This is a genomic window from Hyalangium gracile, from assembly GCF_020103725.1.
In the GTDB taxonomy this organism is placed as follows: domain Bacteria; phylum Myxococcota; class Myxococcia; order Myxococcales; family Myxococcaceae; genus Hyalangium; species Hyalangium gracile.
In genome coordinates, this window is record NZ_JAHXBG010000015.1 from 47,302 (window position 1) to 73,516 (window position 26,215).

Sequence of the window (26,215 nt, forward strand, 5' to 3'; positions counted from 1 at the left end):
GCGATGGCCGGAGACCTCGAAACCCTCGATTGGGACGTGCGTGGCCATGAAGAGGGCCCGGCTCCCCTCAAGTGCTTCGGTGCGGAGAATCTGGTTCGCATCGTCCTTCTTCCAACAGACGTAGCGCTGGAAGCTCATGACTTCCTCCCAGGAATGACTACAAAGCCAAAGGACTGGATCTTGTGCGCCGGGTCCTCCGCGAGTGCCGTGGCACCCGTCATATCGCCGCGCAAGCCCAACTGGAGCACCTGATCGTCGTGCAGTTCGCGCAAGGTCTCGCTGAGGACGACCCCCAATCTGGGAGTGCCTCGTGACCAGTGGATCCGGCGGGCCATGTCTTCGAACACCGAGCCGCTGTCTACATAGGGCATCCGTTGCGCCACCTGCGCGAGGAACTTCGCGGCGGGTATCTCCTTGTCGAAGCCCAGCAGATTGCCGATCTCTGGTAGCTCCCGCCCCAACCGCACCGAGGGTTGGGGATGGAAGCCCATCTCCTGGGTGTCCCACGCCAGTCCCATGGCGACGAGCCAAGCCCGCCAGGGAGGGGACTTCTCCTCGTTGAACTGATCCTTGGCGCCGTCGGCGCCCGCCAGGGCGTTCCGGATGAAGTTCGAGACCTCCGCGACGGTATCGATCTTCAGCCAAGCGGTCCCCTGCTCCTGCTCACAGCGGACCAGCACCGCCGCATACGCTTCGAACAGCACGCGATCCGCCGCGTTGGGTGCATCAAGGAGGCGGTTGTGCACCAGATCCCCGAAGCCCGCAGGATCTGCGGGAACCGGGCTTATGGTCAGCTCTTGTTCGGCCCTGCGCTCCTCGGCCTTGATGAAGCCTAGGCTCTTGGCCGCACCCAGTGTCTGGTCCGCGGCGGTCGTCCTTTCCTTGCCTAGCGCGCGCGGCATCAGCCAAGCTTGGATCTCTTCCTTGCTGAGCCTCCCTCCATGGGCCTCCAGCAACCTCAGGAGCGAGTGGACGCGCTCGGGGCGTCCTTGGGTATCCGAAAGCAAGCTCATCGCCGCGAACCTCTCCAGTCATCCAGGCGCGCCTCCATCATGGGCGCGTGCTTCGATACGACCTGTGCTGCCTGCCTTCCGCCGATCCGGAGGCCCGGGGAGGCCACGACGAACAGGCCCACGTCCCCCAACCGCTCCTCGTCCCGTACCCGCTGCAAGAGCTCCTCGTTAGGGGCTGCATCCGCGCCCAGGTTGCCCAGCAGCAGCGCGGTGGGGATGCGTGCGAGCGTCCTGACACGAGACAGATCCGGCGACTCCAGCACCAGCCCCGGAGAGCCCTTGAACCCCTTGAGCAGCTGGCTGCACGTGGTTCCGAACCCCGCTGGCACCACAAACTGCCCTACCCCGACGATCACCAGCCTCCGCAGGAGACTCTCCGGTGCGGAGAAGTCCTCGGACTCGGGGTAGATGAGATAACAACCCCCATCCGGAGACGCGGGGGCGCTCCAGATCTGGCCAGTCCCTTTGAACTGGAAAGACCTGGGTGGCTCTACCTCGTGGCTGCGGCAATGAGGGCAACGGCCGCACTGCTCGATGAACGGCCGCCCGGCCTCCACCATTTCGAAGACACGCCCGAGTAGACAGTCCTCCTCGGGGGTCTCCAAGCACTGGAGGAACGCCTCGAAGCGCGCCCCTGCTTCCCGTACCTCGGCCGCCCGTCCCTGGAGGATCTCCAAGAGGCGCTGGTTGGCCTGCTCGCCCTCATCGAGCAGCAGAGGCTCGGTCAGGACGATCTTCCATCGGAAGTGTTGATCGTCCACCGACAGGATCCTGGCGGCCCCGTAGCGCTGAAGCTGGTTCAGGAGAGAGGCGTTCCAGCGGCGCGTATAGGAGCCTCTCTTCTTTCCCGGCGGCGGTACATCCAGGTCCACCATGAGCACCGGGTGTCCGGTGCTGGGCTCGGGCTCGATGCCCCGCCTGCGGCTGTCTTCGACGATGGCGCGCCAGCGAGGCACGGCCGTGTCCAGGCTCATGAGTTGGCCCAAGGCCATTGCCCGGGCTGTCGCTGCGTCTTCGGGTGTCCACAGCAACAAGCCCAGCGACTGGTGCCCATCCCGTCCGGCCCGGCCGATCTCCTGGTAGTAGCGCGAGCTGTCCTCGGGCATGCAGGCATGGACCACCGCGCGGACGTCCCTCACGTCGATTCCCATGCCGAAGGCGGACGTGGCGACGACGAGATCCAGCTCCCCCTCGTGCCACCTGTTCACCACCGAGGACCTCATCTCGCTGTCCGTGCTCCCAGTGAAGGCCTCCACGCGGTCGTAGCCCTGAGCTCGAAGCTGGACCACGAGCCGCTCGGCCTCCTCCACCTCCGTGGTGTACACGATGGCGGGCCTGGGGATCAGGTCGACCAGCCGGAGAAGCGCGGCACTGCGGGCGGTCTCCGCCTGGAACTGGTGGGTGACGAGGTCCAGCTCCGTGCGGGGGCAGGACGCGAAGATCGAGAGGAACGGCCCGGTATTGGCATATTGCTGCTCGAGCAGCCTCCTCGCTTCGGTTCCGATTGTCGCCGACAGGAGCACAGTGCGCAGATCGGAGTTATGTCCCCTGAGCTCCTGGACGAGGCTGGAGAGGCGCTGGAAGTCGGGCCGGAAGCTTCGGCCCCAGCTGTCGATGATGTGGGCTTCATCTACGAAAAAGCCCTCCAGGTGTCCACGCTCCGCCGAGTAACGCTGACCGTTGGGGAGTGCCGCCCTCAGAAGTGTCTCCCGGGCGGAGTTGAGCGCGGACTCCGGTGATAAGAGCAGGATGGGGACTTCGCCCTGACGGAAGGCGATCAGGATGTCCTCCCTCCGAGCGGGAGACATCGCTCCCACCAGCGCGGCGCTGCCCTCCAGCCCGGGCAGCGTTTTGAGCGTCTTCTCGTGAGCGAGTGCCAGTGCCACGGTGGGCACAATCACCACCGCACAGGGCCGCTCGCCGGAAGCGCGCTCACGCCACCAACGCACTCCCAGCTGGAACAGAAGGCTCTTTCCTGCGCCGGTGGCCATGCTGACGAAGAGTGTGGCGCCGCCCGGCATCGTGAGGAGGGCCCGAACCGCCGCCTTCTGGGTGGGGTTCTGGTACGCACGGTGAGCGGAGAGCCTCAACAACACCCCATCGGGAGTATCCGCCTGCCGGAACCGCCGCAACCCTGGATCCAGCTGGAGCGCGGTCTTCAGTGGACTCGCTAGCTCGGGAGGCACGTGCTCCTCCGCTTCGACGGGTCGCAGATCGAGCACTACCTCGCGAGCACACTCGCCTCGGGTGTGTGCGCCCAGGCCGAACCGGTGCAGAAGGGAGAGCTCCTCTTCCCCAAGCCCGACCCCCGCCAGTGGCAGCACCAGATAGTTGTCACAGAGCCGGGCTGCCTCCCGAAGGAGGACTCCCCGGTCCGCGAACGTGCGGGACCGGGCCAGGCAGGTGAACACCCGCTCCAGGCTGGCAAGTCTCCACGCCAGGGCCTCGGCTTCGTCGCCGGGCGCGCTCCTCGCTGCGTCTTTCCGAATCCGAAGGGTGTTGAGCACCTGGGCCAAATCGGTGCAGCCCGAGAAGTCCCAGCTGGCACTGGTCCCACTCATGATCCGATGACGACCGCCAAGCCATCGATTTCCACGACGCCTTGACGGACCGCCTCCAGCAGCTCCTCACGCATTCGGATCTCCTCCCGGGCCTGCGTGGCGTCCGCTCCAGTCCCCCGCTCTGCGACGCCGCGGAGGTAGCCCATCTCGTGGCTCAGATCTTCCTCCAGCGCCTTCGCGGCCTCCTCATGAAGGCTGACGCGCTCGGAGCGAATGGACTCGATGGCGAGCGAAATGGCTTGCCGGACGGCATTCCAGAGTGGAGTGGGATCCCACTGAGCGGAGAAATCCCCGGGCTCTACCTTCTGATCCAGCCTGCCCCCCTGGTACGGCGCGAGGATCCGCTTGCGCAGGTCTCCATCCTGGACGACCTCGGCCGCAGGCTCGCTTCTAGGACGGAGCACGAACACCTGCTCGGCCGGGGACGGCCAGAGGTGCCGCTGCGCGCGGACGATCAGTCCGCCGGGAACGGCGGGGATCTGGATGGTGCAGTGTGCCAGCACCACCAGGTACATCTGGTGGCGATACTTCGTGCCAAGGGATCTGCGGAAGACGGTGGCCCGGCCCACGGAGGTCGTGTCCAAGGCGTTGATGAGCACGTCGAACAGCCGGTGCCCCGGGCCGAAGAACTGGATGGAGTCGTTCCTCATCGCGAGCTGCCGCTCGAACGTCCCCATGTACCGGAATGCTGCCTCCGGGTCGAACCCCATCTCCGCCAGAGGCACCTCGAGCTGCCCTGTCTCCCACCGCAGGCGGAATGCTCCATCCTGGTAGGCGCTGTCGATCCCCAGAGCCTTGGCCCAGGCGGTCAGTTGCTCCGCGAACTCTCCAGGCTCCGTTTCCCCGATCATCTCCGCCAGCTCATTGGCCTTCTCCAACTGGGGCCGGGACGTGTCGAGCGACAACTCGAACTCCTCGTCCGTCTGCTTCAGCAGGCTGGCCACCTCGGCGCGCAGGCGCTCCTGCGCGTCGGCGGGGGCCTTCCCGCTGGCGATCTCGTGAACAGTCACCTGCAGTCGCGGCAGCGCGAACTCGAGACCACCGATGGAGCGTTCATGAACGCGGAACACGTCCTGGTGCAGCTGGATCACCGCCAGCTCACTCGACACCCGCCCACGCATGACCACCGAGCGCACGGGCCGTCCGGCGGCGCGCCCGACCCGATCCAGGCGCCCGATCCTCTGCTCAACTCGTGCGACGGAGATGGGGGTGTCCAGGTGCAACACCGCCCAGGCGACCTCGAAGTTGCGTCCCTCTCCGCCCAGTTCGTCGGAGACGAGCACCCGGCACTTGCCGTCCCGCTGAAACCCCAGGGCCACCTTCTCAAGATCCTCGGGCTTCATGAGGTAATGGAACGTCTGGGCGCCAGCCTCAGGGGCCACCTCCCGAAGGTGATTCGCAAAGGCCTCCACCACGGGCTGCTCCTGGGAGAACACGAGCAGCTTGCGCTTGGGATCCTCCTTCAAGCGGGCGCTCACCCATTGGGCCGCCTCACGCAGCCTCGCGCAGACGGCACCGCTCTCCTTCCACTCCTCGGTGATCCCGGCTGCCTTGGTGAGCCACTCGGCCTCGCCCGGCAACGGCTTGGCGCTGTTGACCAGCCACTGGAGCAGTACTACCTCCTCTTCCGGCCCCGGATCGCTCCGAAGCGCGGCTGCGGGGGAGATCTCCGGCGGCTTTTCAGGCTTGGCCAGGCTCTTCCGCCGCGCGCGGATCAAACGCAGGAAGAGATCCGGCATGGACGCGGCGAAGCGCTGGTAGATACCCCTGAGGGCCCACTGCTCCACATCCAGCACGGGACTGGCTGCCAACTGGTCTAGGTGTTCTGCCAGGAGGACTTCATCCGCGTCCGGCTCGTAGTCGAGGATTTCTCCCTCGCGAGGGTTGCGTGGCAGTCCAAGCGCATCCAGCGTCACCCGGCGGGTCCGGATCAGCCGGCGATCGATGCGGTGGAACTCCTGCACATACCCGACGAGCTGATCCAGGGCGTCGGTATCTCCTCCGCGGACGGCGTCCAGCAGTTCGGCGAAGACGGGGTCCTCGGTGACGACGCCTTCCCAGGACTTGACGATATCCTGGAGAGACTCCTCGTCCAGTTCTTCGTCCGCCCTCCGCGCGGCCGCCATCAGCTCGTGGCTGAAGGCCAGCGCATCCCAGATGCGCTTCTTGGCGGTGAGCCGCCTCTCCAGTGCCGCAGTATCTCGAGGCTCATAGACACCGGGGGACACCAGCGCGAGCAGCCCCAACAGGCTCTCGGTCTCGCGCTTAGAAGGGGTTGCGGAGAGCGCCAGGAAGCCCTGGGAGTGCCGCGAGAGCTCCTGCAGCCACGGGTAGAGCGAGTGGCTGGGGGGAAACTGATGCGCCTCATCGACGATGACGAGGCCGAAGTCCAGGCTAGCGAGCGTCTCGCGGAGGTCGGGGTGGCTCTCCACCGCTGTCGTCGAGACGATGAGCCGGGATTTGGCGAGGGTCTTGACCCGCTCGACGGAGGAGAGCTCTTCCCAGCGCGTGGTGGAGATCTCCGTAAAGGCGCGCGCGCCAAAGCGCAGGTACAGCTCGCAGAGCCACTGGCGGGTCATCGCTCCTGGGGCCACCACGAGGACGTTGAGCGAGAGATCTGCGGCGGACAAAGCCTGGATGACGTACCCGGCCTCGATCGTCTTCCCAAGCCCCACTTCGTCCGCCAGGATGAAGCGCGGCGTCCGATCCCACAGTATGCGCCGCGAGGCATAGAGCTGGTGGCCCAAGGGCCACACCCGCGCCCCGAAGAGCGTGGGCGTCCCATCCGAATCCTCGTACATGCGAGCCAGAGTTGCCCGCAGATCCCTCCGGGCGAAGAAGCGCCGAGGCCCTCGCCACTCCGCAGCTTCCAGCGTGTCTAGGGGGCTTGCGCCCAGGGCACTGCCCGGAATGAGCCGCGACTCATCCACCCAGTGCTCATCTCCCCCGGCGTCAATGCGGACCAGACACTGACGCAGCCCGTCCACGCGGTTGATGGAGACCAAACGAGCCGCTTGGCGACTCGCGAGACCCTGGCCGGGTTCCGCCTGGGAGGCCGAAGCAAGCGTGAGCGGCATCCCCTCATGGAGAGGAAACGCAACAAGCTCGGACGGACTGACCTTCAGCGTCTGATCCTCGCCGCGCAACCTGCGGACGACGAGCTTGTCACCCGCACTTCGGATGACCCTGATCGGGCCCATCGTCTGATTCTGACGGAGATAGACCAGCGCCCCAGGCAACCAACCCATGGACTGATTTCGCAACGGTTCCCCCGATACGCACCGCCCGCGATCGCGAGAGACAGGCCTCGCCAGGAGCCACGCTGATCCGGGACTCGCCCAGGGTATCACCCCGCGGCTCGCGCGGGGAGCTTCCCTTCAGCTCAGGCCTTCTCAAGAAACGCGCCGAGCTGCTCCAGCATCCTGCGGCTGACCACGACCTCGGCCAGATCGTCGTCCATGATCGTGCTACCGGTGTGCAGACAGGTCTGGCAGCCGTCCACGCAGAGCCGGGCGCTCAGCCGGTAGGCCTGATCCGCCAGGCGTGCCTCCGCACTCAGTGACTCTTCCTGCAGGGCGTCATCGAGCGCCCGGTAGTTCTCGAGCAACTGGCTCCACTGCGGCACCGAGGCATGATTCTCCGCAGCCCGGGCAACCACTGCTCCCACCAGTTCCCAGGCGGAGGCCTCGCGCTCCAGGTCCTTCTCGAGGCCGACCCGCACACTCCGTATCTCCCGGTGCAACTGGTAGAGCTCATACCGCTGGGTGCCGAGCTCCTCCGTCCCGTACAAGAGGCGCAGCACGCCTTGGATGGGGCCTGCGTTGGACTCCAAGTCCACGCCGAGCTCGGAGGCCAGAGCTTGGATGCGCCGCTCGTCTCGCGGGTCCCAGCTCCGCCAGCGAGCCGCGTCCGCCTCACGCTCGAAGACATGGTTGACCAGCCGGTCCTCCTCCACGTTGGGACAAGCGCCTAGGTGGCTGGGATGGAGCTCCTCCAGGGACTCCCCCAGGTGCCGGAGGAACGTCCGGGTCGTTCCATCCCCGTGGCTGCCGTCCTCCGCGATAGTGATGATGTCCTCGGCGCCCTGGGCGAACTGCACGGGCAGCTTGACGTGAAAGAGGATCCGCCGCTCGTCTCCGCGCCCGTGGCGCACGAACGCCTGCCCCAGACGGATGGCCAGCCCATGCACGACTACGGAGCGCAGGTACGAGGTAAAGGACTCGCTCGAGGCCACCTCTTTCATGGCTCGCCGCAGCACGTCAGCAAAGGCTGAAGCGGAGATGAGCTCCTCGCGCAGACGCTCCATGCGGCGATCACTCAGCATCGGGTGCTGCCGGAGGTGCCGCCGGTACACACCATCCAAGAGCTCCCCGAACTGGGCCGCGCTCCAGCGATGGACCAGCCCGCTGATCTTCTCCTTCACGCCCTTGAAGGCAGCGGCGGTCACCATGAGATCCGCCACCTGACGGAGTTGGTACGAGTTCAATCCCGCCGCCGCGCCATGGCTCATCAGCAGGAAGCGCAGGTGCTGGCCATGGAGCCACTTCTTCTCCGCGGGCGCGCCCTGGAGGCGCTCGAGTTCCCATTGGATGAAGGTCTCCAGTACGACTCGATCCAGGTGCAGCCGGACGCCCTCGGTCTCCACCTGGTAGCCATGCAGCAGGGGCCTACGGGCCTGGACCAGCGGGAGCCCTTGATCCTCCGGGTGGACGAACACCTGACTGACGTAGGCATCTTCACGCTTCCGCTTCTGCTCCAGCACTAGGCGGGCATCGGCGCCCCAGAAGACGCGAGAGAGCTTCAGCCCGGTCTGGCTACCTCGGGCGGTGGATCCCTGAAAGACCTCCAGGCGGGAAGCGAGACGTCCCAGCGTGGAGATGTTGATGAATCGAGCCATCTCGGGCCGGGCATCCACGACAATGAACCCTTGCAGACGCCCCTGGCTCTTGTGGTTGACGCTGGGAAGCTCGCCACCAGCTTTGTACGGCTGCAGCTTGCGGCGGGCTGGGTCATAGGCCCAGTCCGGTTGCCACTCCGTGCCCAGGAACCTCCCGCCCTTCTCGAGAATGAGCTTTGGGGGCCTCACCACCTGAGGCTCCATCCGGGGCCCCAGCAGCGCCCGGGCCACCAGCGGCAGTTCCTGTTGGAGTTCCTTCACTCCTCCGGGGACAGCGGAGAACCTCGGCCAGGACTCGAAGCCGGTCTTGTCCATCTGCAGCGGCTCACGCCCGTTGGCTGGGGGGAGCCAGTGCACGGTGGTGAAGCCGAAGCGCCGGGTCATGTTGCCGGGCACACACTCAGAGAAGGCAAGCGCCATGTCCTCCGTTCTGGGCGTGAGCTCCCCCATGTCATTGGGGAAGGTGACTTCTATGCGGGGCAGGTTGCTCGACTGGAACAGGGGCCTGGGTACCCAGTGGATCTTATTCGCCCAGTCGTAGGGGCTCTGGCTTGTATCCAGGGAGATCCCCCGGGTCGCCTCCGTCCAGAGCTCCCCGAGCGACGAGACCTCCAAGCGGCTGTACACATCCTCGCCGAAGGTGGCTCGGACCAGCGGATCCGCTTCGGCTAGGAGGTTCGGTTCCCCTGGGGGGCTCATCTTGCCGAGGCAGCGCCGCCGAGCAACTAGATCCAGCAGCAAGGCGATCACCTGCCCCCGGCAGACGAAATAGTTCTCCATGTTCAGGGGGACCTCGAAGCCCTTCGCGTCGAGCATCTCCCTGGGGCGCCGGAAGAACCACGAGTCCCGGGCGGAGTAGGCGGAGAGTGTCACACCCGTGAGCGGCCGGTCATCCGAGCTGCGACCGCCGCGGCCCTTGCGCTGAACGAAGGAGGCCAAGTTCAGCGGCGCGTAGTGCTGGTACACGAGGATCATCTCCGGATCGTCGAAGCCCACCTCCAGGGACGACGTGGAGAAGATGAGGTCACTGCGTTGGACCAGCTCATCGGCCTTGCCGCCGGTGCCCGAGAAGATGGGGCGTTCACAGACGGCGAGCGGCTGCCCCGGACTGTAAGCTCCCCCCACCCGCCGCTGCCGACGATCCGTAGCGGCGAAATACCAGCACTCTCCTTGACGGAAGTGATCGCAAGCATCCGGCGAGCGGCAGCACTCGCGCCGCGGTTGACCGGACTGGAGATCGTCGTCATAGAGGCGCGTCCGCAGCTGCGCCAAGCGCCCCCCCTCTTCGGCGTCGCGATAGTCCGAGTGCAGGCGCTTGAGCTTGTCGATGGAGTCGAAGAACGCGATGCCTCGGAAGCCGCCCTCGTCTCCGCTCCGCCGGCGCATGCCGTGCGCCAGACACATGAGAGACTGGATGGTGGTGGACGCTCCTGCGATGTCTCGGCCGCGAGACTCGATCTCGGGCTGCACGAAGTAGAAGTACTCGCGGCCTCGAGGGTTGGGCTTCCGCTCCCCTTCCTCGGGCTGGATGATCTTAACGTCTTGGCGACCGCAGAGCCGCCCCCAAACCTCGTCTGGATTGCCCAGCGTCGCGCTCATGCCCAGCGCCAGCGTCCGCGAGGTACCCTGCCCGTGCTCACAGCGGTTGAACTCCGTGCGGGTGAGTAACCGCCGGAGTGCGTAGCCCACCTGGGCTCCGTGCAGATGTGAATAGAGGTGGATCTCGTCCGCCAGCACGGCCCGTGGCGCGGAGAACGGGGGGAGATCCCCGAACAGGCGCCCGGCCTCCGGGCGGTGCATCCACTGGTGGAGGGACTCCGTAACGGGGAGGAAGAAGTGCGGTGGGTGCTCCCGAAGCCGCTCCTGGCTGCCGATCCAGCCCGCGTAGCGCCAGCCGCAGCGCTTGCACGAGAGCAGATCGGCGCCCGCATGCCCATGTCCCGGCTGGAGCCGCACGGCACCGCCACACGCGTGCTCCGGGCATTGGAAGAAGGGAAACGCGACCGAGCCATCCGGCCCCCGAGCCCAGTCCTCATTCTTTCCAGGGGCCCCGGGACGAAACGACCGGGGCACATCCTGGTTCTGCATGCCAAGAGTGAGCGTGGGCATGCCCTCCACCTCCGCCAATGCCGCCAGGTACCCCGCGAGCCGCTGAGCCTGGTTCGCTGCCAGACGGATGCGCGGGTACACGAGGACAGCCCGCGTGCCCGATACTCCGCGCATCTGGTCCACCGCGGCGCCCACCATGAGCGGCAGGACACCGGCCTCGGTCTTGCCCGTGCCCGTCTCTGCGGTGATGACGAAGGAGTCATCCTTCGAGAGCCCCAGCCATGCGGGTAGAATGGCCGCCAAGGCGCGCTCCTGGAAGCCGGACAGCCCCGGGTCCTCCGTCTTCCAGCGCTTGCGGAGCATCATGCCCATGCCCGCGAGGGCCCGCTCCGCCTCGGGGATGCCGCGCAGCCGCTCGAACAGCCCTGTTTCGATCTTGGACAGGAGGCGGTTGCGCTCCGGCTTCTCGCGATCCTTGACCTCCAGCTTCATGGCACGCACGAGGAATGGTCGTTTCGAGGCGTCGCCCTTCTGGAAGCGCTGCTTCACGTACCGTACCTGCCGCGCCAACTCCGCAGCACGGCTGCGGATCCGCCCGGACTCGCTGATCAACACCCAGCCGTTCTCCGCGAGCCGCAGCAACGACGCGCTGATGCGCGCCGCATCCCATCCCATGACCTGCATGAGTTCGCGCGGGGTGGTCCACTGCTCGAACACGCCGAAGTTGATCCTCCGGGTCTCCCGGCTCTCCAGCTGGTTGAGCAGCTCGTAGTCGAGATCCTCGAGAGGCTCGGCGGGGGGCATCGCCTCGGGCGCAGCGGGCTGGCTGTCCACATATTCCAGGGTGCGGCCGTGGCCTGTTTCTCCCCAGCGCACCACCCCTTCCCGAGCCAAGTCGTTCACCACGGGCTCGAGCACATCCTGCCCTTCCGGCCCTACCCACTCAAAGCGCTCGCGCACCGCCGTGTAGAAGGGAGGAAGACGTCCGGAGCGCGCCCCGATGATGACCTCGTCGATGCGCTCACGCACGGTGTCCGGGTCGACGGGGAACGGCAGGCGGGCCGGGTTGAGGGGACGAGCCGCCCAGAACTGCCCAAAGCGTCCGGTAAGTTGTAGCAGGGAGATCCGCCCCAGTCGGCAAAGGGCTCGCAGTTGCTCAAGGGAAGGCTCATGACCGAGGACCTTCTTGAGTTCGAAGTTGGGGGCGGTGCCGTACTCGCTCCGGAGCGCCACGGCCTGGATGGCATTGAGCAGCTCCTCCAGGGCGGGAGACGTCGAGGGAAGAGGCGCGGGGACCGGACGTGGGCTGGGCGGTGGCTCCAGCCTGGGCAGAGGCTCGGTGGCATCGAAGCGCCTGACCCGGATGGACACGAGCCAGGACGTTCCGTCCGAGCCAGGAACCCAGACCTGTCCCCGATCCTCGCTGGAGAAGACGAAGTCGCGCAGATCCTGGGCAGCGTCGAAGACGTCCGCATCCTCGGGCAGAGTCTCCAACAACCGTCGGCTGATGACGAGCACCAGCTTGGTGCGTGCACGGGTGATGGTGACGTTGAACCGTTCGGAGCTGAAGATGAACTCGGCTTCGGTCTTGGCAAACTCCGCATCCGCGACGGTGTACGAAGCCAGGATCGCGTCGCGCTCACGACCCTGTATCCGGTCCACCGTCTCCACAACACAACCCTCCCCCAACCCCCGGGCCCGGAGGGACTCGCGCAGGGCCACGTTCTGGGCGCGGTGGGGGGTGATGATGGCCAGCCGCTCGTTCCAGAAGTCTTCTGCGGACAGGGCCTTCCCCTGATCGAGCGGCAGCATGCGCTCGCGAAATAGCGTGGCCAAGCGGGTGACCACCGCAACCTCGAACGGGTTCTGGGTTCCCGCCGAAGGGCCCTCGTGCAGCAGGATGCAGACGGGGCGCGCGGGTTCCAGCGCCTCTCGCTCCCAGTCCGCCAGCCCCGCGTCCCATCCCTCGCGGAGCTCCAGCCTCCGCTCCCCGAAGACGGCGTGGTAACGCCCCTCGTAGAAGCGCTTCGCTGGGAAGTCCGCCAGGGGCGCATTGAGCCGGAACGTCTCTTCTAGGGGAAACTCCTGCACCCCCGCATCGGCGAGGAAGTCGTAGAGCGAGCCACCGATCCGGCGCTCGTCCACTGCGTGTTCATGGACCGTATGGACGGGTGGCAACTGGCGGTTGTCTCCCGCCACCAGCACGCGCCCGTCTTCTTTGAGACCCGCCAGACACATGAGGCCCTGGCTGACGACCATCTGCGAGGCCTCGTCGATGCAGACCAGATCGAACAATGCGACCGTCTCCCCGTCCGAGGAGGGCAGTTTGGACTGGGAGACCAGGCGGTACAGGCTCCACGAGGTGGAGCCCATGATGAGGTAGGGACGCTCAAGGACGGAGGCGCCCTCTTTGGCGGGCACCACCTCGATACCCTCGGGGAGTTCCTGATCGGGCTCGTTCCCCAGCCAGCAGAGGGAGAGTTCTCCCCCCTTGTGGTTCAGCGCTTGGCGGTGGATGGTCTCCAGGAGGTTCGCGATGGAGTTCCGGGTGAAGCCGGTCAGCAGAATCCGGCAGGGCAGCCCGCGATTCCTGCGCGCTTCCAGATACGCGAGGGCCATCCATGCGAGCACGAACGTCTTGCCCGTCCCGGGAGGCCCCAGCACGAGCGCCGCGCGATGCTCGGCGATCCCCCGCCATGCGCGGACCTGCGCCTCACGGAATCCACCCGAGGAGCCGGAGGAGACTCGCGGTAGCGCGATCTGCTCAAGCGCCGCCGTCCAGAGTTCGGCGGACTCGGAGGTTCGGCTCCCAGAGAAGCGGCGAGGGAAGCGGAAGAACTCGAGGATGTCCTGGCGAGGCATCAGCTCTTCACCTCCGCGAGCGAGCGCAGGAAGCGCACCACCCGCTCGGTGTTGAAATCCACGTGGATGGCATCCAGGAACCAGCCGTCTTCGGGAGTGGTGCGGCGCAGCCGCTCGAAGGTGGCAGATTCGTAGACCGGGCGGAAGACATCCACCTCCAGATGGTGGCTGCTCTCCAGATCCGATGAGATGTTGACCTTCACCTGCCCCCACATCTGGGGATTGAGGCGAAGATCCGGATCATCGTTGGTCAGAATCAGTCCGATGGTGCCTGAATAGAGTTCCGCCTGCCGGCTCTCAGGGGGCACGAAGAAGCGCATTCGCCAGGATTTTCCCACGGAGCGCGTTGCCTGGAGCTTCAGGCGGGCGAAGCATCGGAAGCGGTCCCGGCGCTCCTCCGCGGGGCGGGCCAGCTCGGTCAGCGTGGACATCAGGGCCGCGCGGTTCTCCAGGAGCTCGTGTGCCACAAGCACGTCCAGGTCAGTTGCATCCAGGGGATGGAACTGGGACTGGAAGCGGAAGGGCTTCTTGTTGAGCCGCAGGAAGGAGGGTGTGATCCGGGCATTGTCGGCCAGAATCCACCGCATGAGCCCGTCCATGGCGGCGAGCCGGGCCTCCACATCTCGGCGCGCCACTGCGGTATCCCCCTGGCCCGCGCGGAGGGCCCGCGACACATCGATGGACAGGCGGGACGAGAAGGGCCGCTTGAACTCGGGCGCGGGGACGTACGGGCGGAGAGCCGGCGGGTTCGCGGTCGCAAGTGCTCCCGTAACACCAGCCAAGTCATAGGCGACCTTCACCGGCAGGGCGTACAACTGGTCCACCACGCTCTTGAGCGCCGTGGCGGGCAGGTGGTGGATGCCTCGGTATTCGGGCTCCGCCGCGATCACTTCCTCGGGAGGAAACATCCGGATGAGGTGGAGGAGCCCGGCGCGGATCCCCGGATCCGTCAGGTGGCGGCCGAGCGCCTCCTGGAGATCGAAGGCTTCGGACGGTTCATACAGAAACACGTGTGCGAAGAGCCCTTTCGCCTCGTCGTGGCTGGCGTTCCACCGATCCACCTCGGAGAGGACCTCAACCACATGGCCCAGGATGTCTCGAAGCGCCTGCCGCTCCTCCTCGGCCCGCCGGATGATGGCCACGCTGAACTCTTCGCGGCCTCCGCGAGCCACCATGCATCCCAGCGTGACGAGGTTTCCGTCCACGGGATCGCGGTCCGCGACCAGATGGATGGCCACATCCACCCGCGGAGGCATCAACCAGGAGTGACGCTCGGGGACCCGCTGGGGCCCCCCTTTGGCCAGCGCACGGGCCCGAGCCACCACGAGTTCGCCCCGAGCCATCAAGGCCCAGGGAAGAGCGTGCCCCCGGGCCGCCAGCCCGGCTGCCTCGCTGAGATCTCTCACCGAGCGGACCCCCAGGTCTAGCAACGCGCGCTTGGACTCATGGGACAGGCCCGGCACGGCGGAGACGTCCCAGGACCGGGGGGGATTTTGATCGGAGATGCTCTTCTCGCAGTGCTTCAGGTACTTGCACTGCTCGCACTTGAAATAAATGTGGAAGAAGGTGTCATCCCGCTGGCGATTCACGTGGCGACTGATGAGCCGCTGCGCCTGACTGCGGAAGAAGTCCACCACGAAGGACTCGTAGCCGCGGAGGGGGAAAGTCTCCTCCTGCCATGCCGAGGCCTCTCCGGGCGCGGACAGGTGCCAGATAGCGCCCAGGGGCGCGATCTCGCCCGCGAGGTTCTGCTCCTTCAGGGCGCACCGTAGCATTAGTGCGTAGAGCGCCACTTGGGCTTTGTGGAAGACAGTGGCGACCTGCGTGGCCTTCACGTCGATGATGCGGAAGGCCGTTCTGCCGTCAACAGTGTCGGCCTGCAGGAGGTCCGGCTTGCCGGGCCGGATGGAGATCTCCGGTGGCAACTGGAGCAGGCGGCGCAGCGTGGGGGTCTCACGCAGGACCGTCTGGTGGGCGTATTGCTCGAGCCGTTGGCGCTTAAGGAAGGCCAGACTCATCACCTCGGAGAGCTGGTCCGAGCCCGGGGCTGGCGCGAGGAGCTGATCAGGGGATGTGCGGCGGAGTTCCTCCACCACCCGGTGCTCGAATTCGTTGCCGAACTCGGCCCAGGGCGAAGCCACCACAGCCTCCTCGATGGGCACGGTGCGTCGCTCATCGAGCGGCATCGAGTCGTACACGAGCTTGCGCTCACAGCGATACTGGAACCAGGACTTGACGGCTGTTGCAGTGATCTCAAGCTTCATCTGGTCACGGAAGGAACCCGATTCTCCGGGGTCCAAAAGGTGAAAACCCTGGGCCCTGCTGCGAACGCAGCAAGTGGATCTTCCGGCTTTACCAGAATTTATAATTTTCCTACAGTCGCTCGGGTTTCTTTGCTTGAGGCAGTCGGCTTGCCCTGAGTGTTGCCCAAGTCAGACGTGGAGATCTTTGCGAGTTCCTCGTGGTCGCAGGGGAACACGCGAGCGGGACAACAAGAGCGGCCACACGGACCACTCCCTGTCTACGTGCGTATTCCGGCCGGATCGATCACCCATTCCGGAGCTGCCCGATCACTCCTGGCCAATTCTCCTCCCTCACATTCCCTCGCCCCGCCGAGGTCCTGGGAAGGCCGCTCCCACCAGTCGTGGAGCGGATCGTGATCACCCGGTTCGCATCGTCGGAGTCCACTAACATCCAAACCAGGTCTTTCCGGCCATTGACCGTAATCCTCATTTGGAAGATCTGAATACGATCGCTCGGTTGAGAGATGCGATTCCCATTCTGGAGGATCTCCTTGGCGGCTTCTTGGAGTTGGGCGCGAGTCGTACCTGATGCGAAGAGGTCACCTGCGCCGACCGGATGATTGCCTGTGATGTGCCTGGCCTACCTCCGACAGAGTGAGGCGCACCTATGAGGCCCCCAGTGCCGCCGCCTCCGAAAAGCTGGGCAGCATCGACACCCGCGAGGCCAACCAGGCGGAACCCCCGGCCATGCCGCGGCTCACCACCACCGTCACAGCAAGGACGAAGACACGGGCCACCTCCAGGCCCACCCGGTTCGCCCAGCGCTGGCTGGCGTGCTCCAACTCCGCCCAGATCGTGGCCCGGTCGCTGGCCCACTTCAACTCCCGGCTCGCGTCCCTCCCTGCCCCGTGTCGAGGCGTACCACACGCTGGGTAGCGCACGCATTGAGCAGAGCCACCAGCACGACCGCAGCGGTCAGACGACGTGCCATGAGACGCCCTCCAGAGCGAGGAGGGTTCCAGTCTACGGGAACGTCACACCCGTGACGATGACGCTCCGGGTCCCATCCGCATCCCACACCTTGAGCATGAAGCTGCCCCGGGTCTCTGCCTCTGTCGCCTCCGCCTCGATCACCACGCGACGGTCCTTCGCTTCGTCTCGGAGGGGTTCACGCTGCCAGGGGGGATTCACCCGCAGAGCACGACGGCCTGGTCCCACCAGTTCCCCTCGCACCACCCGCCAGGGTTCCATGCCGGGGGTGGGATCGAGTTCCAGCACCACAGCCACCCTGCTCGTGGAGCGGTAGCTGAAGACCCGCACCAGGCGGATGGCATTCTCGGGGTGCTCGACGACGCTCTTGTAGAGGTTCTTGGGGGAGACACCCTTCTCATCCATGAGCCCTGTCGCAAGCAGCCCTGTAAGGCCTCCAGGGCTCTCCTTCTCTGCCAGCAGCCGCGTGTTGTCTTCCTGGCACTGGCGGATCTGGGAGTCCTTCTCCTGCACCTGCTGCTGGTAAGACTCCACTGTGCGTTTCTCTCGGTACACCTCCACCAGCGGCTCCACCTGCCCGGCGTACACCACCAACCAGAAAGCAGCGCTCGCCGGAGCTGCTCTATCCCTGAAGCGCACCGTCAGCCGGAGTCGCTCTCCTGGCACCACACGCTCCGAGGGCACTAGCCGGAGCACGGTGTTGCCCACCTCCACCAGCGTGAAGTGCTCCCGCCCGTCCACGGTTACGCCGCCGGGAAGGAGTTCCGCACCGTAGAGGAGGAGGGTGGTGGACAGCCCCGGGCTGATACACAGCTCGGGCACCTCATCGGAGGGCTCCGTCTTCAGCTCGATGCGCCGAGTTCCTGCTTCGCAGGGGATGGCTCGGGGCTGCGCGGTGGCAGTGGCACCCACGAGGAGCGCCAGGACCAGAAGAACGGCCGGGGACGAGGCGAGCACGGAATAGACCTCCTGAGTAGGGTGCAACGTATGCGCCCTGTGGTGTCGCCTCTATCACGCCTTCCGGTTCAAGAGTGCCAGTGCTCCCCAGGCTCGCGCGTCTGGCCGGTGCTTACTGGAAGCGGTCCACCGCCTTCACAACCACGGAGTTGAAGACCTCCGCGACCTCAGCCGTGGAGCCGGGCTCCAGGTCCAGGCCGCGCTCTTCCGAGGCATTGAGCAACTCCATGCAGATGGGCCACGTGCGGGAGCCCTCGGCTTCTTGTGCCTCGGTGAAGCGGCCATACACACGCTCCCCCCCAAAGAGGAGCCGCCCCTTCAGGATGGTTCCGTGGGGCAACCCCTCGAAGCGGCCTGAGAGCCGCGCACGTGTCCATCCCTCCCTCACGGAGATGTACCCTCTCAGCGGGCCAGAGAGAAAAACTGCCACGTTGCTCTCGCCAATGTCGATCCCCAGCTCGGCCATGGCCTGGATCGCGCCGGAAGGGCACGGCTCAGCGGGAGGCTCGGGGCGCACCTGCGGTCCGGTGCAGGCCACCCCGAAGCAGGCGACACCCGCAGTGATCACCTTGCCCAAGGAACTGAGGACGGGAACCTTCTGCTGCTTCTGCTGCGGACTATTCACGGAAGTCTCTCCCTGCTCGCGCAACCCGGAGGGAGCCCAGGGGACTGTCTCCCCCTCGGCGGCGAAGAAGTAGTGGCGGTCAGCTTCCGGTGGCTTCCACGGGGACGCTACTTTCCAGCCGACCTTCCAGGTAGTCCCCTGGGCTATCTCTGGGAGAACCACGAAGAGCCCAGCAGGCGCCTCCTCCTCCGCCCGGGCAGAGGCGGGAGGTGACGGGGTGAGACGAGCAGGAAGCAGGGCAACGGCCATGCCCAGGACCATCACGAAGCCCAGCACCAGCGCGGCCCACGGCAAGATGCGAGGGGCAACGCTCCAGGTTGGATGTGCCACGCCCCTCTCCGAGGCGAGGACAGGCCCCCTGGCCACGAGCTCGAGTGCTCCTGGTGGCCCGCTCTGGAGCTCGGATGCTGGAGACTCGCCCGGAGGAGATGCTCCGGCCGGCGGCGCAGGAGTTGGTGGAGCGGGCACAACCGCGAGCACAGGTGGCAGCGGCGGCTTCTCTTCCGGAGCAGCGGGAGCGGGACGCCTGCCCCTCCTGGGCCTCTCATGCGCGTGCCGTGCCTCCCGGAGCCAATGGTCCACACCGTCATCGCCATCCGCACGCGCCAGGTCGCCCACGGTGGTCACGTTGTCCGAGGCATGGGCGTCGCACAGGGGCACGCTCCAGGCCGCATCCACCCTCGCCAGCTCCGCCTCCAAGGCCAGCCCCAAGGCCCCCGCATCCGGGTGGCGGTTCTCGGGGTGCTTCTCCAGCAGCTTCATGCAGATGGCGCTGAGCGCCTCCGGCACCCGACGGTTGACGGCGTGAGGCGGCTCGGGGACCTGGTGGATGGTGACCTCAGCCTGCTCCACCTCGGTCAGCCCGACACACGGATACCTGCCCGTCAAAAGCCAGTAGAGGACCACGCCCAGGGCGTACAGATCATCAGCGGAGCCTGGCTGGTAGCGGGTGCCGAGCTGCCGGGCATTGTTACGGAGGAAGCGCCACGCCTCGGGAGAGCGGTACTCCAGCGTGCAGGGCGGGAGCACATCGCGCGTGGCCTGGACCGTGTTCGTGCCGCCCGCCACGCCGAAGTCCACCAGCACCGCCTCCCCATCCGAGGCGCGCACGATGATGTTGGCCTCCTTCAGGTCCCGGTGGATGACTCCGACCCGGTGGATCTCCGTCAGCGCCCGCACCATGCCCAGCACCTTCTGAACCACCTGCCGCGCATCAGGGTTCTCCTCCTCGGCCCACACGTCCAGCCGCCGCCCCTCCACGTAGTCCATGATGACCACGAGGTACTCGCGCGTGTCGTCCGGCCAGAAGCCACACCCCTCGAAGCGCACCACGTTGCGGTGCGGAACGCGCAGGAGGATCTCCACCTCCCGCCTGGCCCAGCCTCCCGCTTCCTTGCAGCGGAGGAACTTGAGCGCGTAGAGCCGCTCGCCACGCCGGGCCCGGAACACGGTGCCGAAACCACCGGCTCCCAGCTCCTGCTCGATCACGAAGCCGCGGACCTCTGTCCCCGGAGGAATGACGAGCCGAGCGCGCTCGCTCATGGCCCAGCTCCGAGAGCCAAGCCGTCCGGGTTCACCCGCGTGGGGACGGCTCCCTCATGCATGCCTTCATCCTCCGGGAGCACGCAACGCTACCAAACCTGGGAGCTGTTCGGGCCTCCCCTCCTCCAAGCATCACGCGCCATGCATCCAGAACGACTACCCGGCGCCTGTACTTGTCAGGTATATCGGCGGCCCTTTTGCACCTTACCCCGAGGACTTCCATGAGAGACGAGCTGGCCCCCACCATCCCTGGAGCAGGTGGCCCAGAGCATCGATCTCCCCCTACTGGCGTACGCCCGGATGGAGCGCGGCAAGCTCCTGCCCACGCCCTCGACCCTGGTGGTGAAGGCGTAACCCCAAATCGAGCAACACGGGAATAGCCGTGTCAGGTACTCTTCGGGTTCTCCATGAATGACGAAGGTGCAGCCTCCGAGCCCACCAAGGACTCTCGCCGCAAGCAGGACGAGTCCTCGCCGAGCTTGCGCCGGCTGCTCACGCTGGTGCTCCGAATGGATGAGACCCAGCTCCAGGCGCTCACCGGCATGGCAGGTGCCCTCCTCCGGTAGAGAAACACCCGCGAGTTCCCTATCCAGGCGGGAGTCCTCATGTGCGGGAGGACAGCTCGTGCTCCTCGAGGCCCTCCGGGAAGATGCCGTCCTGGGGGAGCTCCATCCGGTCCCGCTCGGCGCTGGCCTCGGAGATCAACCGCGCGATCTCTTCATGGGCCTCCATCCGCCCGTAGGGCTGCGGCAGCTGCGCGTGGGCAGCCCGGAATAGGTATACGCTCGCGTGCTCTCATCCTTCCTGGCGAACATGCGTCCCAGGCAGCACACCCAACCCGCGGGCCCACCGCCACCCGCTGTGTGCCCCCCGCGTGCCGTGGCGTGGACGCTGCGTGATCCACGCTGGTAGGGTCGAAAGTCCATCACGAGAGGGACTCATGCGTCGGTTCCAAGTGGCAATGGTCGTTCTATCCGTCACGACGATGACCGGCTGCCCCTCTGAATTCGGCAAGGACGGCCGGGTAAACAAGGCAGTCCAGCAGGATACGCAGGAACAACTCCTCTTCATCGCGGGATGCTCGAGAGCCCGGTTCGAGGAGGTCTGCGGACCCGGCAAGTGGGATTCCGACGAGTGCCTTCGGTGCAGACAGGGCGGAGTCCAGTAAGTGCAGAGCGGGGGGTGGCGCAAAGTCGTGGCGCTCTGGGCGGGCGTGCTGCTGACGCTGCCGCTCGTGCTGCTGCTGTGGGGGCTGCTGAGGCCGGAGGTCCCCGCGGGTGCGCCACCAGGGGTGCGCCTCAGCCCCATGCTCGACGACGAGCAACGCATGCGGTTGATGACGTATGGACGGGACTGCGGGCCGGGTGCGGAGTGTGAACCGCCGCTGGGCTGCTTGTTCGATGTCCGGTCCTTACGGGCGTACTGCACCGACAGCCGATGCGAGGCGGATGCGCAGTGTCCGGAAGGCCAGGCTTGTCAGCACCTTGCCACCTGGGGAGGTGGGCCGCTGGTGCGCTTCTGTGTCGCCATCGGTGTGCGCCAGCAGGGGGAAGGCTGCATCGAGGTTCCGCACGATCAGGAGCACGCCTGCGCCGCCGGATTGCTGTGCGGCGGCCAGGATGGTTGGTGCGCCCGGCCCTGCCGTCCGGGCACCGAGAATGGTTGCCCAGCGGGCTTCTTCTGCGCGGACACCCTTCCCCAGTCCTTATGCCTGCCGACCTGCGAGACTCAGGGATGTCCGGCGGGTCAGCAGTGCATCCCCTTCAAGGAAGGCTCTTCGAAGTGCGCACAGGTGTATGGGCCCAACTGCCGGCAGACGCCTTGCCCTGATGGCCACCAATGCGATGTCCAGTACGAGCCGCCACACCCTGCCAAGGTGTGGATGGCATGCGTCGCACGCTGTGGCGAAGGACACCCTCCTTGCGAGGCAGGGTGGGTCTGCGACGGCTGGAACTGCGTACAAGCCTGTGATCCGCAGGGACCCGAAGTGTGCGGCGAGGGCTACTTCTGTCACCAGCTGACGAAGCGCATGCCCTATGCGTGCCAGCCGGATTTCTGGCGCGACCAGATCCCTTGAGCAGACCGCTTGCTGCCAGTCCGCGGCGGAGGGCCAAAAGGTGAAGGCCCTGGAGTCACCGGCTTTCGCCAGAAACTCCAGGGCCTTCGATGGTCGGGGCGACAGGATTTGAACCTGCGACCACTTGCACCCCAAGCAAGTGCGCTACCAGGCTGCGCTACGCCCCGGCACTACCCGTCGGAAACGGGCCGCCCTTATGCCCCCACAGAACGCCAGCGTCAAGCAAGAGCCGCAGGCGGCCGTGAGAAAACCGGCGGAAGGGGGTTCTACTTCCCGTCCGCCTCGTCTCCGTACTCGTCCTCGGAGTCGAACTCGTCATTCTCGTCCGCCTCCTCCTCCCGCGCGTCGATCTCCGCGTGGTTCTCCGGCGGGGCCTCCCCGTTCAGGGCGCTCTTGAGCACCTGGCTCGGTCGGAAGGTCAGCACCCGACGGGCCGAGATCTCGATCTCCTTGCCCGTCTGCGGATTGCGGCCCACCCGCGCCTTCTTCTGCCTCACCTGGAAGTTGCCGAACCCGGAGATCTTGATCTTGTCCCCGCGCTCCAGCGTCTCCTTCAGGGTGTCGAAGACGAGTTCGACGATCTCGGCCGACTCCTTCTTGGAGAAGCCGACCTTCTCGTAGACGCCCTCGATGATGTCCGCCTTCGTCATACGCTCCCTCGGAAACCCCTTCAGCGCGATATTCTCAACCGATGCTGACAGCCTTCCCGAAGGGCTGTCAACCCTCTGACTTCATTCAGGAATTCAGGCACGCAGCGCGCCGCCCAGCCGCTGGTTCACCTCGGCGATGATGCGCTGGTGCGCCTCGCTGACCTCCGCGTCGGTGAGCGTGCGCTCGGGCGAGCGGTAGCGGATGGCGTACGCCAGGTTCTTCTTCCCCTCGGGGATGGGCTTGCCCGTGTACACGTCGAAGATGAGGGCGTCCTCCACCAGCGCACCTCCCACCTCCAGGATCACCTTGCGCACCTCGTCGTTGCGCAGCTCAACGGGGACGACCACCGCCAGGTCCCTCAGCACCGCCGGGAAGCGCGGCAGCGAGTGGTACTCGGGCACCAGCCGGGCCGCCGAGTACAGGGGCTCGGTGTCCAGCTCGAACGCGAACACCCCCTGCGGCAGCCCCAGGGCCTTGGTGATACGGGGGTGCAGCTCGCCCACGTAGCCCAGCGCCGTCCCGTCGCCCAGCACCACCTGGGCGCAGGCGCGCGGGTGCCAGGCCGGGGCCTCGGCGGCCACGAAGCGGACGCCCTCCGCGTGCAGGCTGTGGAACACCGCCTCCACCGCGCCCTTGGCATCGTAGAAGTCCATCTGGGCGTCCTTCTGCGTCCAGGTACGTCCGGAGCGCAGGCCCCACACGAGCCCCGCCACCCGGTGCACCTCGCGCGTCGCCGGACGCCGGCCCTGGCCGCCCTCCGGATCCCGGAAGTAGGCGCGGCCCGTCTCGTAGATGGCCACCCGCTCCACCTGGTGCCGCACGCTGCGAGACAGGTTCTCCAGCAGCCCCGGCAGCAGGCTGGTGCGCATCACCGACTGCTCCACGCTGAGCGGGTTGATGAGCGCCACGGGCGCCTCCTTCCCGCCCAGCACCTCCAGGCTCCGCGGCGCCACGAACGAGTAGTTCACCACCTCGTTCAGCCCGGCCCCCGAGAGCGCCTGGCGCAGCCGCCGCTCGGCCTCGGTGGTGAGCGGCTCGGGGGCCAGCTCCGCCACCCCCCGAGGCAGCTTCGCGGGGATGTTGTCGTACCCGTACACGCGGGCGATCTCCTCCAGGAGATCCTCCTCGCGCTCCACGTCCACGCGGGCCCGAGGCACCTCGAACGTCGTCTGCCCTGCCCCGTCCTCCACCGCCTTGAAGCCCAGGGCCCCCAGGATGCGGCGGCACTCGGCCTCCGCCACCGCCGTGCCCAGGAACTTCTCCACGCGCCCGTAGCGCAGGGCCACGCGGCGGGACGGCTTCGGGCTCGGGTACACATCCACGCGGCCGGGGGCCACCGTGCCTCCGGACAGCTCCGCGATGAGCTGCGCGGCCCGGTCGATGGCCGGCACCACGGCGTCGATGTCCGCCCCACGCTCGAAGCGGTGCGAGGCCTCCGTGTGCAGGCCGTGCCGCTTGGACGTGCGGCGCACGCTGGACGGCAGGAAGTGCGCGGACTCGAGGACGATGTGCTTCGTGCCCTCCCCCACCTCGCTGTCCCCGCCACCCATCACCCCGGCGATGGCCTGGGGCCGATCCCGGTCACAGATGGCCAGGTCATCCGCGTCGAGGGTGCGCTCCTTGTCGTCGAGCGTTCGGATCTTCTCGCCCTGCCTCGCGCAGCGCACGACGATCTCCTGCCCCGCCAGCTTCTCGAGATCGAAGGCGTGCAGCGGCTGGCCGTACTCGAGGTTGACGTAGTTGGTCACGTCCACCACGTTGTTGATGGCGCGCACGCCACAGGCCTTCAGCCGATCCTGCATCCACTGGGGCGACGGCTGGATCTTCACGTTCTCCACCACGCGCGCCACGTAGCGCGGGCAGCGCGTCCCGTCCTCGATCCGCACCTTCACCCTCTCGGCCGCGGAGTTCCCCTTCTCGGCGGGCTTGGGCTCCGGCGGGCGGAACGCCGCGCCCGTCACCACGCCCACCTCGCGCGCCACGCCCAGGTGCGAGAGCGCGTCGGGCCGGTTCGGGGTGACATTCACCTCCAGCACCACGTCATCCAGCCCCAGCGCCTCGGCGATCGGCATGCCCGCCTTGGCCTCCGGCGAGAGGATGAGCAGCCCGGAGGAATCCTCGGTCAGCCCCAGCTCCTTCGCCGAGCACAGCATGCCGGAGCTGTCCACGCCCCGGAGCGCCGCCTGCTTGATCTCCGCGCCGTTGGGCAGCTTCGTGCCCACGGTGGCCAGCGGCACCTTGTCGCCGACCTTGTAGTTCTTCGCGCCGCACACCACCTGCACCAGCGAGGGGCCGCCCGCGTCCACCTTCGTCACGGACAGCTTGTCCGCGTTGGGGTGCTGCACGGACTCCTTGATCTGCGCCACCACCACGCCGCGCAGCGCCTCGCCCGGCCGCTCCAGGCCCTCGATCTCCAGCCCCGCCGCGGTCAGCTTCCGCGCCAGCTCGTCCACCGACGCCGGCAGCGTCACGTACTCGCCGAGCCACTTCACCGAAATCTTCACAGGTCAGCCCTCTCCGGACTTCATCAACCCAATTGCATGGATGCTTCGGACGATGCCTCGAGCCGTCGCTCAGAACTGCTCGAGGAAGCGCGCGTCGTTCTCGAACATCATCCGCAGGTCATCGATGCGGTAGCGCAGCATGGCGATGCGCTCCACGCCCATGCCGAACGCGTAGCCCGTCACCTCCTTCGGGTCGTACCCCGCCGAGGTGAAGACGTTAGGGTGCACCATGCCGCTGCCCAGCACCTCCAACCACCCCGTCTGCTTGCACACGCGGCAACCCTTGCCGCTGCACGAGGTACAGGAGATGTCCACCTCCGCCGACGGCTCGGTGAAGGGGAAGAAGGACGGCCGGAAGCGCGTGCGCGTGTCCGAACCGAAGAACGCCTTCACGAACGCGTCCAGCGAGCCCTTCAGCTCCGCGAAGCTCACGTCCTTGTCCACCAGCAGCCCCTCCACCTGGTGGAACATGGGCGTGTGGGTGATGTCCGAGTCCCTCCGGTACACCCGGCCCGGCATCACCGCGCGGATCGGCGGCTTCCTGGCCAGCATGTGCCGCACCTGCACCGGCGAGGTGTGCGTGCGCAGCAGCACCGGGCTGTCCGCCTTCTTCGCGTGCCCGAGCGTCGCCTCGTCCACGTAGAAGGTGTCCTGCATGTCCCGCGCGGGGTGATCCTTGGGCAGGTTCAGCGCCTCGAAGTTGAAGTAGTCCAGCTCGATCTCCGGCCCCACCTCCACCTCGAAGCCGAGCCGCGCGAACGTCCGGACGATCTCCTCCATCGTCCGCGACACCGGGTGTCGGCTGCCCGGCGCAACACCCCGCCCCGGCAGCGTCACGTCCAGCTTCGGCCCCTTCAGCTCCGCCGCGAGCGCCGCCTCCTCGGCGCGCTGCAGCGCCTCGGCGAGCAGCTTCTCGATCTCCGCCTTGACCTGGTTGGCCACCTCGCCCAGCGCCTTGCGCTCCTCGGGAGGCAGCTTGCCCATGCCCCCGAGCACGCCGGACAGCTCGCCCTTCTTGCCCAGGTAGCGAACCCTCAACGACTCCACGGCCGTCACCTCGGAGGCGACGGTGATGTCCCGCCGCGCTGCTTCCGCGAGGGCCTGAAAGCGATCCCGCATGACTGCGCTCCCCTGCCCGCGCTCCCGTGGAGCCTGGGCAAAAAAAAGGGCCGCCCCTGGCGAGGGCAGCCCGTGTACTCATTCCAGCGCGGAAGGCCCCGCTAGGAGCCTCCCGAGCGCTCTAT

At 66.7% G+C, this 26,215-nt stretch carries 12 protein-coding genes, 1 tRNA gene and 1 pseudogene; 1 reads left to right on the plus strand and 13 read right to left on the minus strand.

Annotated features, from left to right (window positions below; all coding sequences use genetic code 11):
- Nucleotides 1–134 precede the first annotated feature (134 nt).
- The 8 genes and pseudogenes from KY572_RS28000 to KY572_RS28035 form a co-directional block, all read right to left on the minus strand.
- Nucleotides 135–1,013, minus strand: a complete 879-nt coding sequence (locus KY572_RS28000; RefSeq protein ID WP_224246050.1) for a hypothetical protein — start codon at nucleotides 1,011–1,013, stop codon at nucleotides 135–137.
- The gene (locus KY572_RS28005; protein WP_224246051.1) at nucleotides 1,010–3,574 is read right to left on the minus strand and encodes a helicase-related protein; all 2,565 of its coding nucleotides are present in this window, start codon (nucleotides 3,572–3,574) and stop codon (nucleotides 1,010–1,012) included. The genes KY572_RS28000 and KY572_RS28005 overlap by 4 nt, the downstream gene beginning before the upstream one ends.
- A complete protein-coding gene (locus tag KY572_RS28010; RefSeq protein ID WP_224246052.1) occupies nucleotides 3,571–6,579 on the minus strand; it encodes an SNF2-related protein in 3,009 nt (1,002 codons plus the stop codon). Before KY572_RS28010 ends, KY572_RS28005 begins: the two co-directional genes overlap by 4 nt.
- A 377-nt stretch (nucleotides 6,580–6,956) precedes the next feature.
- Nucleotides 6,957–13,382, minus strand: a complete 6,426-nt coding sequence (locus KY572_RS28015; RefSeq protein WP_224246053.1) for an AAA domain-containing protein — start codon at nucleotides 13,380–13,382, stop codon at nucleotides 6,957–6,959.
- A complete protein-coding gene (locus KY572_RS28020; protein WP_224246054.1) occupies nucleotides 13,382–15,646 on the minus strand; it encodes a PD-(D/E)XK nuclease family protein in 2,265 nt (754 codons plus the stop codon). Before KY572_RS28020 ends, KY572_RS28015 begins: the two co-directional genes overlap by 1 nt.
- 647 nt (nucleotides 15,647–16,293) lie before the next feature.
- Nucleotides 16,294–16,521, minus strand: a pseudogene (locus KY572_RS28025) (AHH domain-containing protein); the annotation flags it as partial.
- A 127-nt stretch (nucleotides 16,522–16,648) separates the two neighbouring features.
- Complete coding sequence (locus KY572_RS28030; protein WP_224246055.1) at nucleotides 16,649–17,572, minus strand: DUF2381 family protein; 924 nt, start codon at nucleotides 17,570–17,572, stop codon at nucleotides 16,649–16,651.
- Nucleotides 17,573–17,684: 112 nt separating this feature from the next.
- A complete protein-coding gene (locus KY572_RS28035) occupies nucleotides 17,685–19,739 on the minus strand; it encodes a serine/threonine protein kinase (protein WP_224246056.1) in 2,055 nt (684 codons plus the stop codon).
- A 407-nt stretch (nucleotides 19,740–20,146) separates the two neighbouring features.
- On the opposite strand from KY572_RS28035, the gene KY572_RS28040 reads away from it, so the two are divergent.
- Entirely contained in the window at nucleotides 20,147–20,305 is a 159-nt protein-coding gene (locus tag KY572_RS28040) for a hypothetical protein (RefSeq protein ID WP_224246057.1), read from the plus strand.
- A 37-nt stretch (nucleotides 20,306–20,342) separates the two neighbouring features.
- On the opposite strand, the gene KY572_RS47415 is transcribed toward KY572_RS28040, so the two are convergent.
- From KY572_RS47415 to pheS, 5 genes are all read right to left on the minus strand, one after another.
- A complete protein-coding gene (locus KY572_RS47415) occupies nucleotides 20,343–20,471 on the minus strand; it encodes a hypothetical protein (RefSeq protein ID WP_263452069.1) in 129 nt (42 codons plus the stop codon).
- Nucleotides 20,472–21,906: 1,435 nt separating this feature from the next.
- Nucleotides 21,907–21,983, minus strand: a tRNA-Pro gene (locus KY572_RS28045).
- 99 nt (nucleotides 21,984–22,082) lie between these two features.
- Entirely contained in the window at nucleotides 22,083–22,466 is a 384-nt protein-coding gene (locus tag KY572_RS28050; RefSeq protein WP_224246058.1) for an integration host factor subunit alpha, read from the minus strand.
- A gap of 93 nt (nucleotides 22,467–22,559) precedes the next feature.
- Entirely contained in the window at nucleotides 22,560–24,971 is a 2,412-nt protein-coding gene (gene pheT / locus KY572_RS28055; protein WP_224246059.1) for a phenylalanine--tRNA ligase subunit beta, read from the minus strand.
- A gap of 69 nt (nucleotides 24,972–25,040) precedes the next feature.
- Complete coding sequence (gene pheS, locus KY572_RS28060; protein WP_224246060.1) at nucleotides 25,041–26,090, minus strand: phenylalanine--tRNA ligase subunit alpha; 1,050 nt, start codon at nucleotides 26,088–26,090, stop codon at nucleotides 25,041–25,043.
- Between the last annotated feature and the right edge of the window lie 125 nt (nucleotides 26,091–26,215).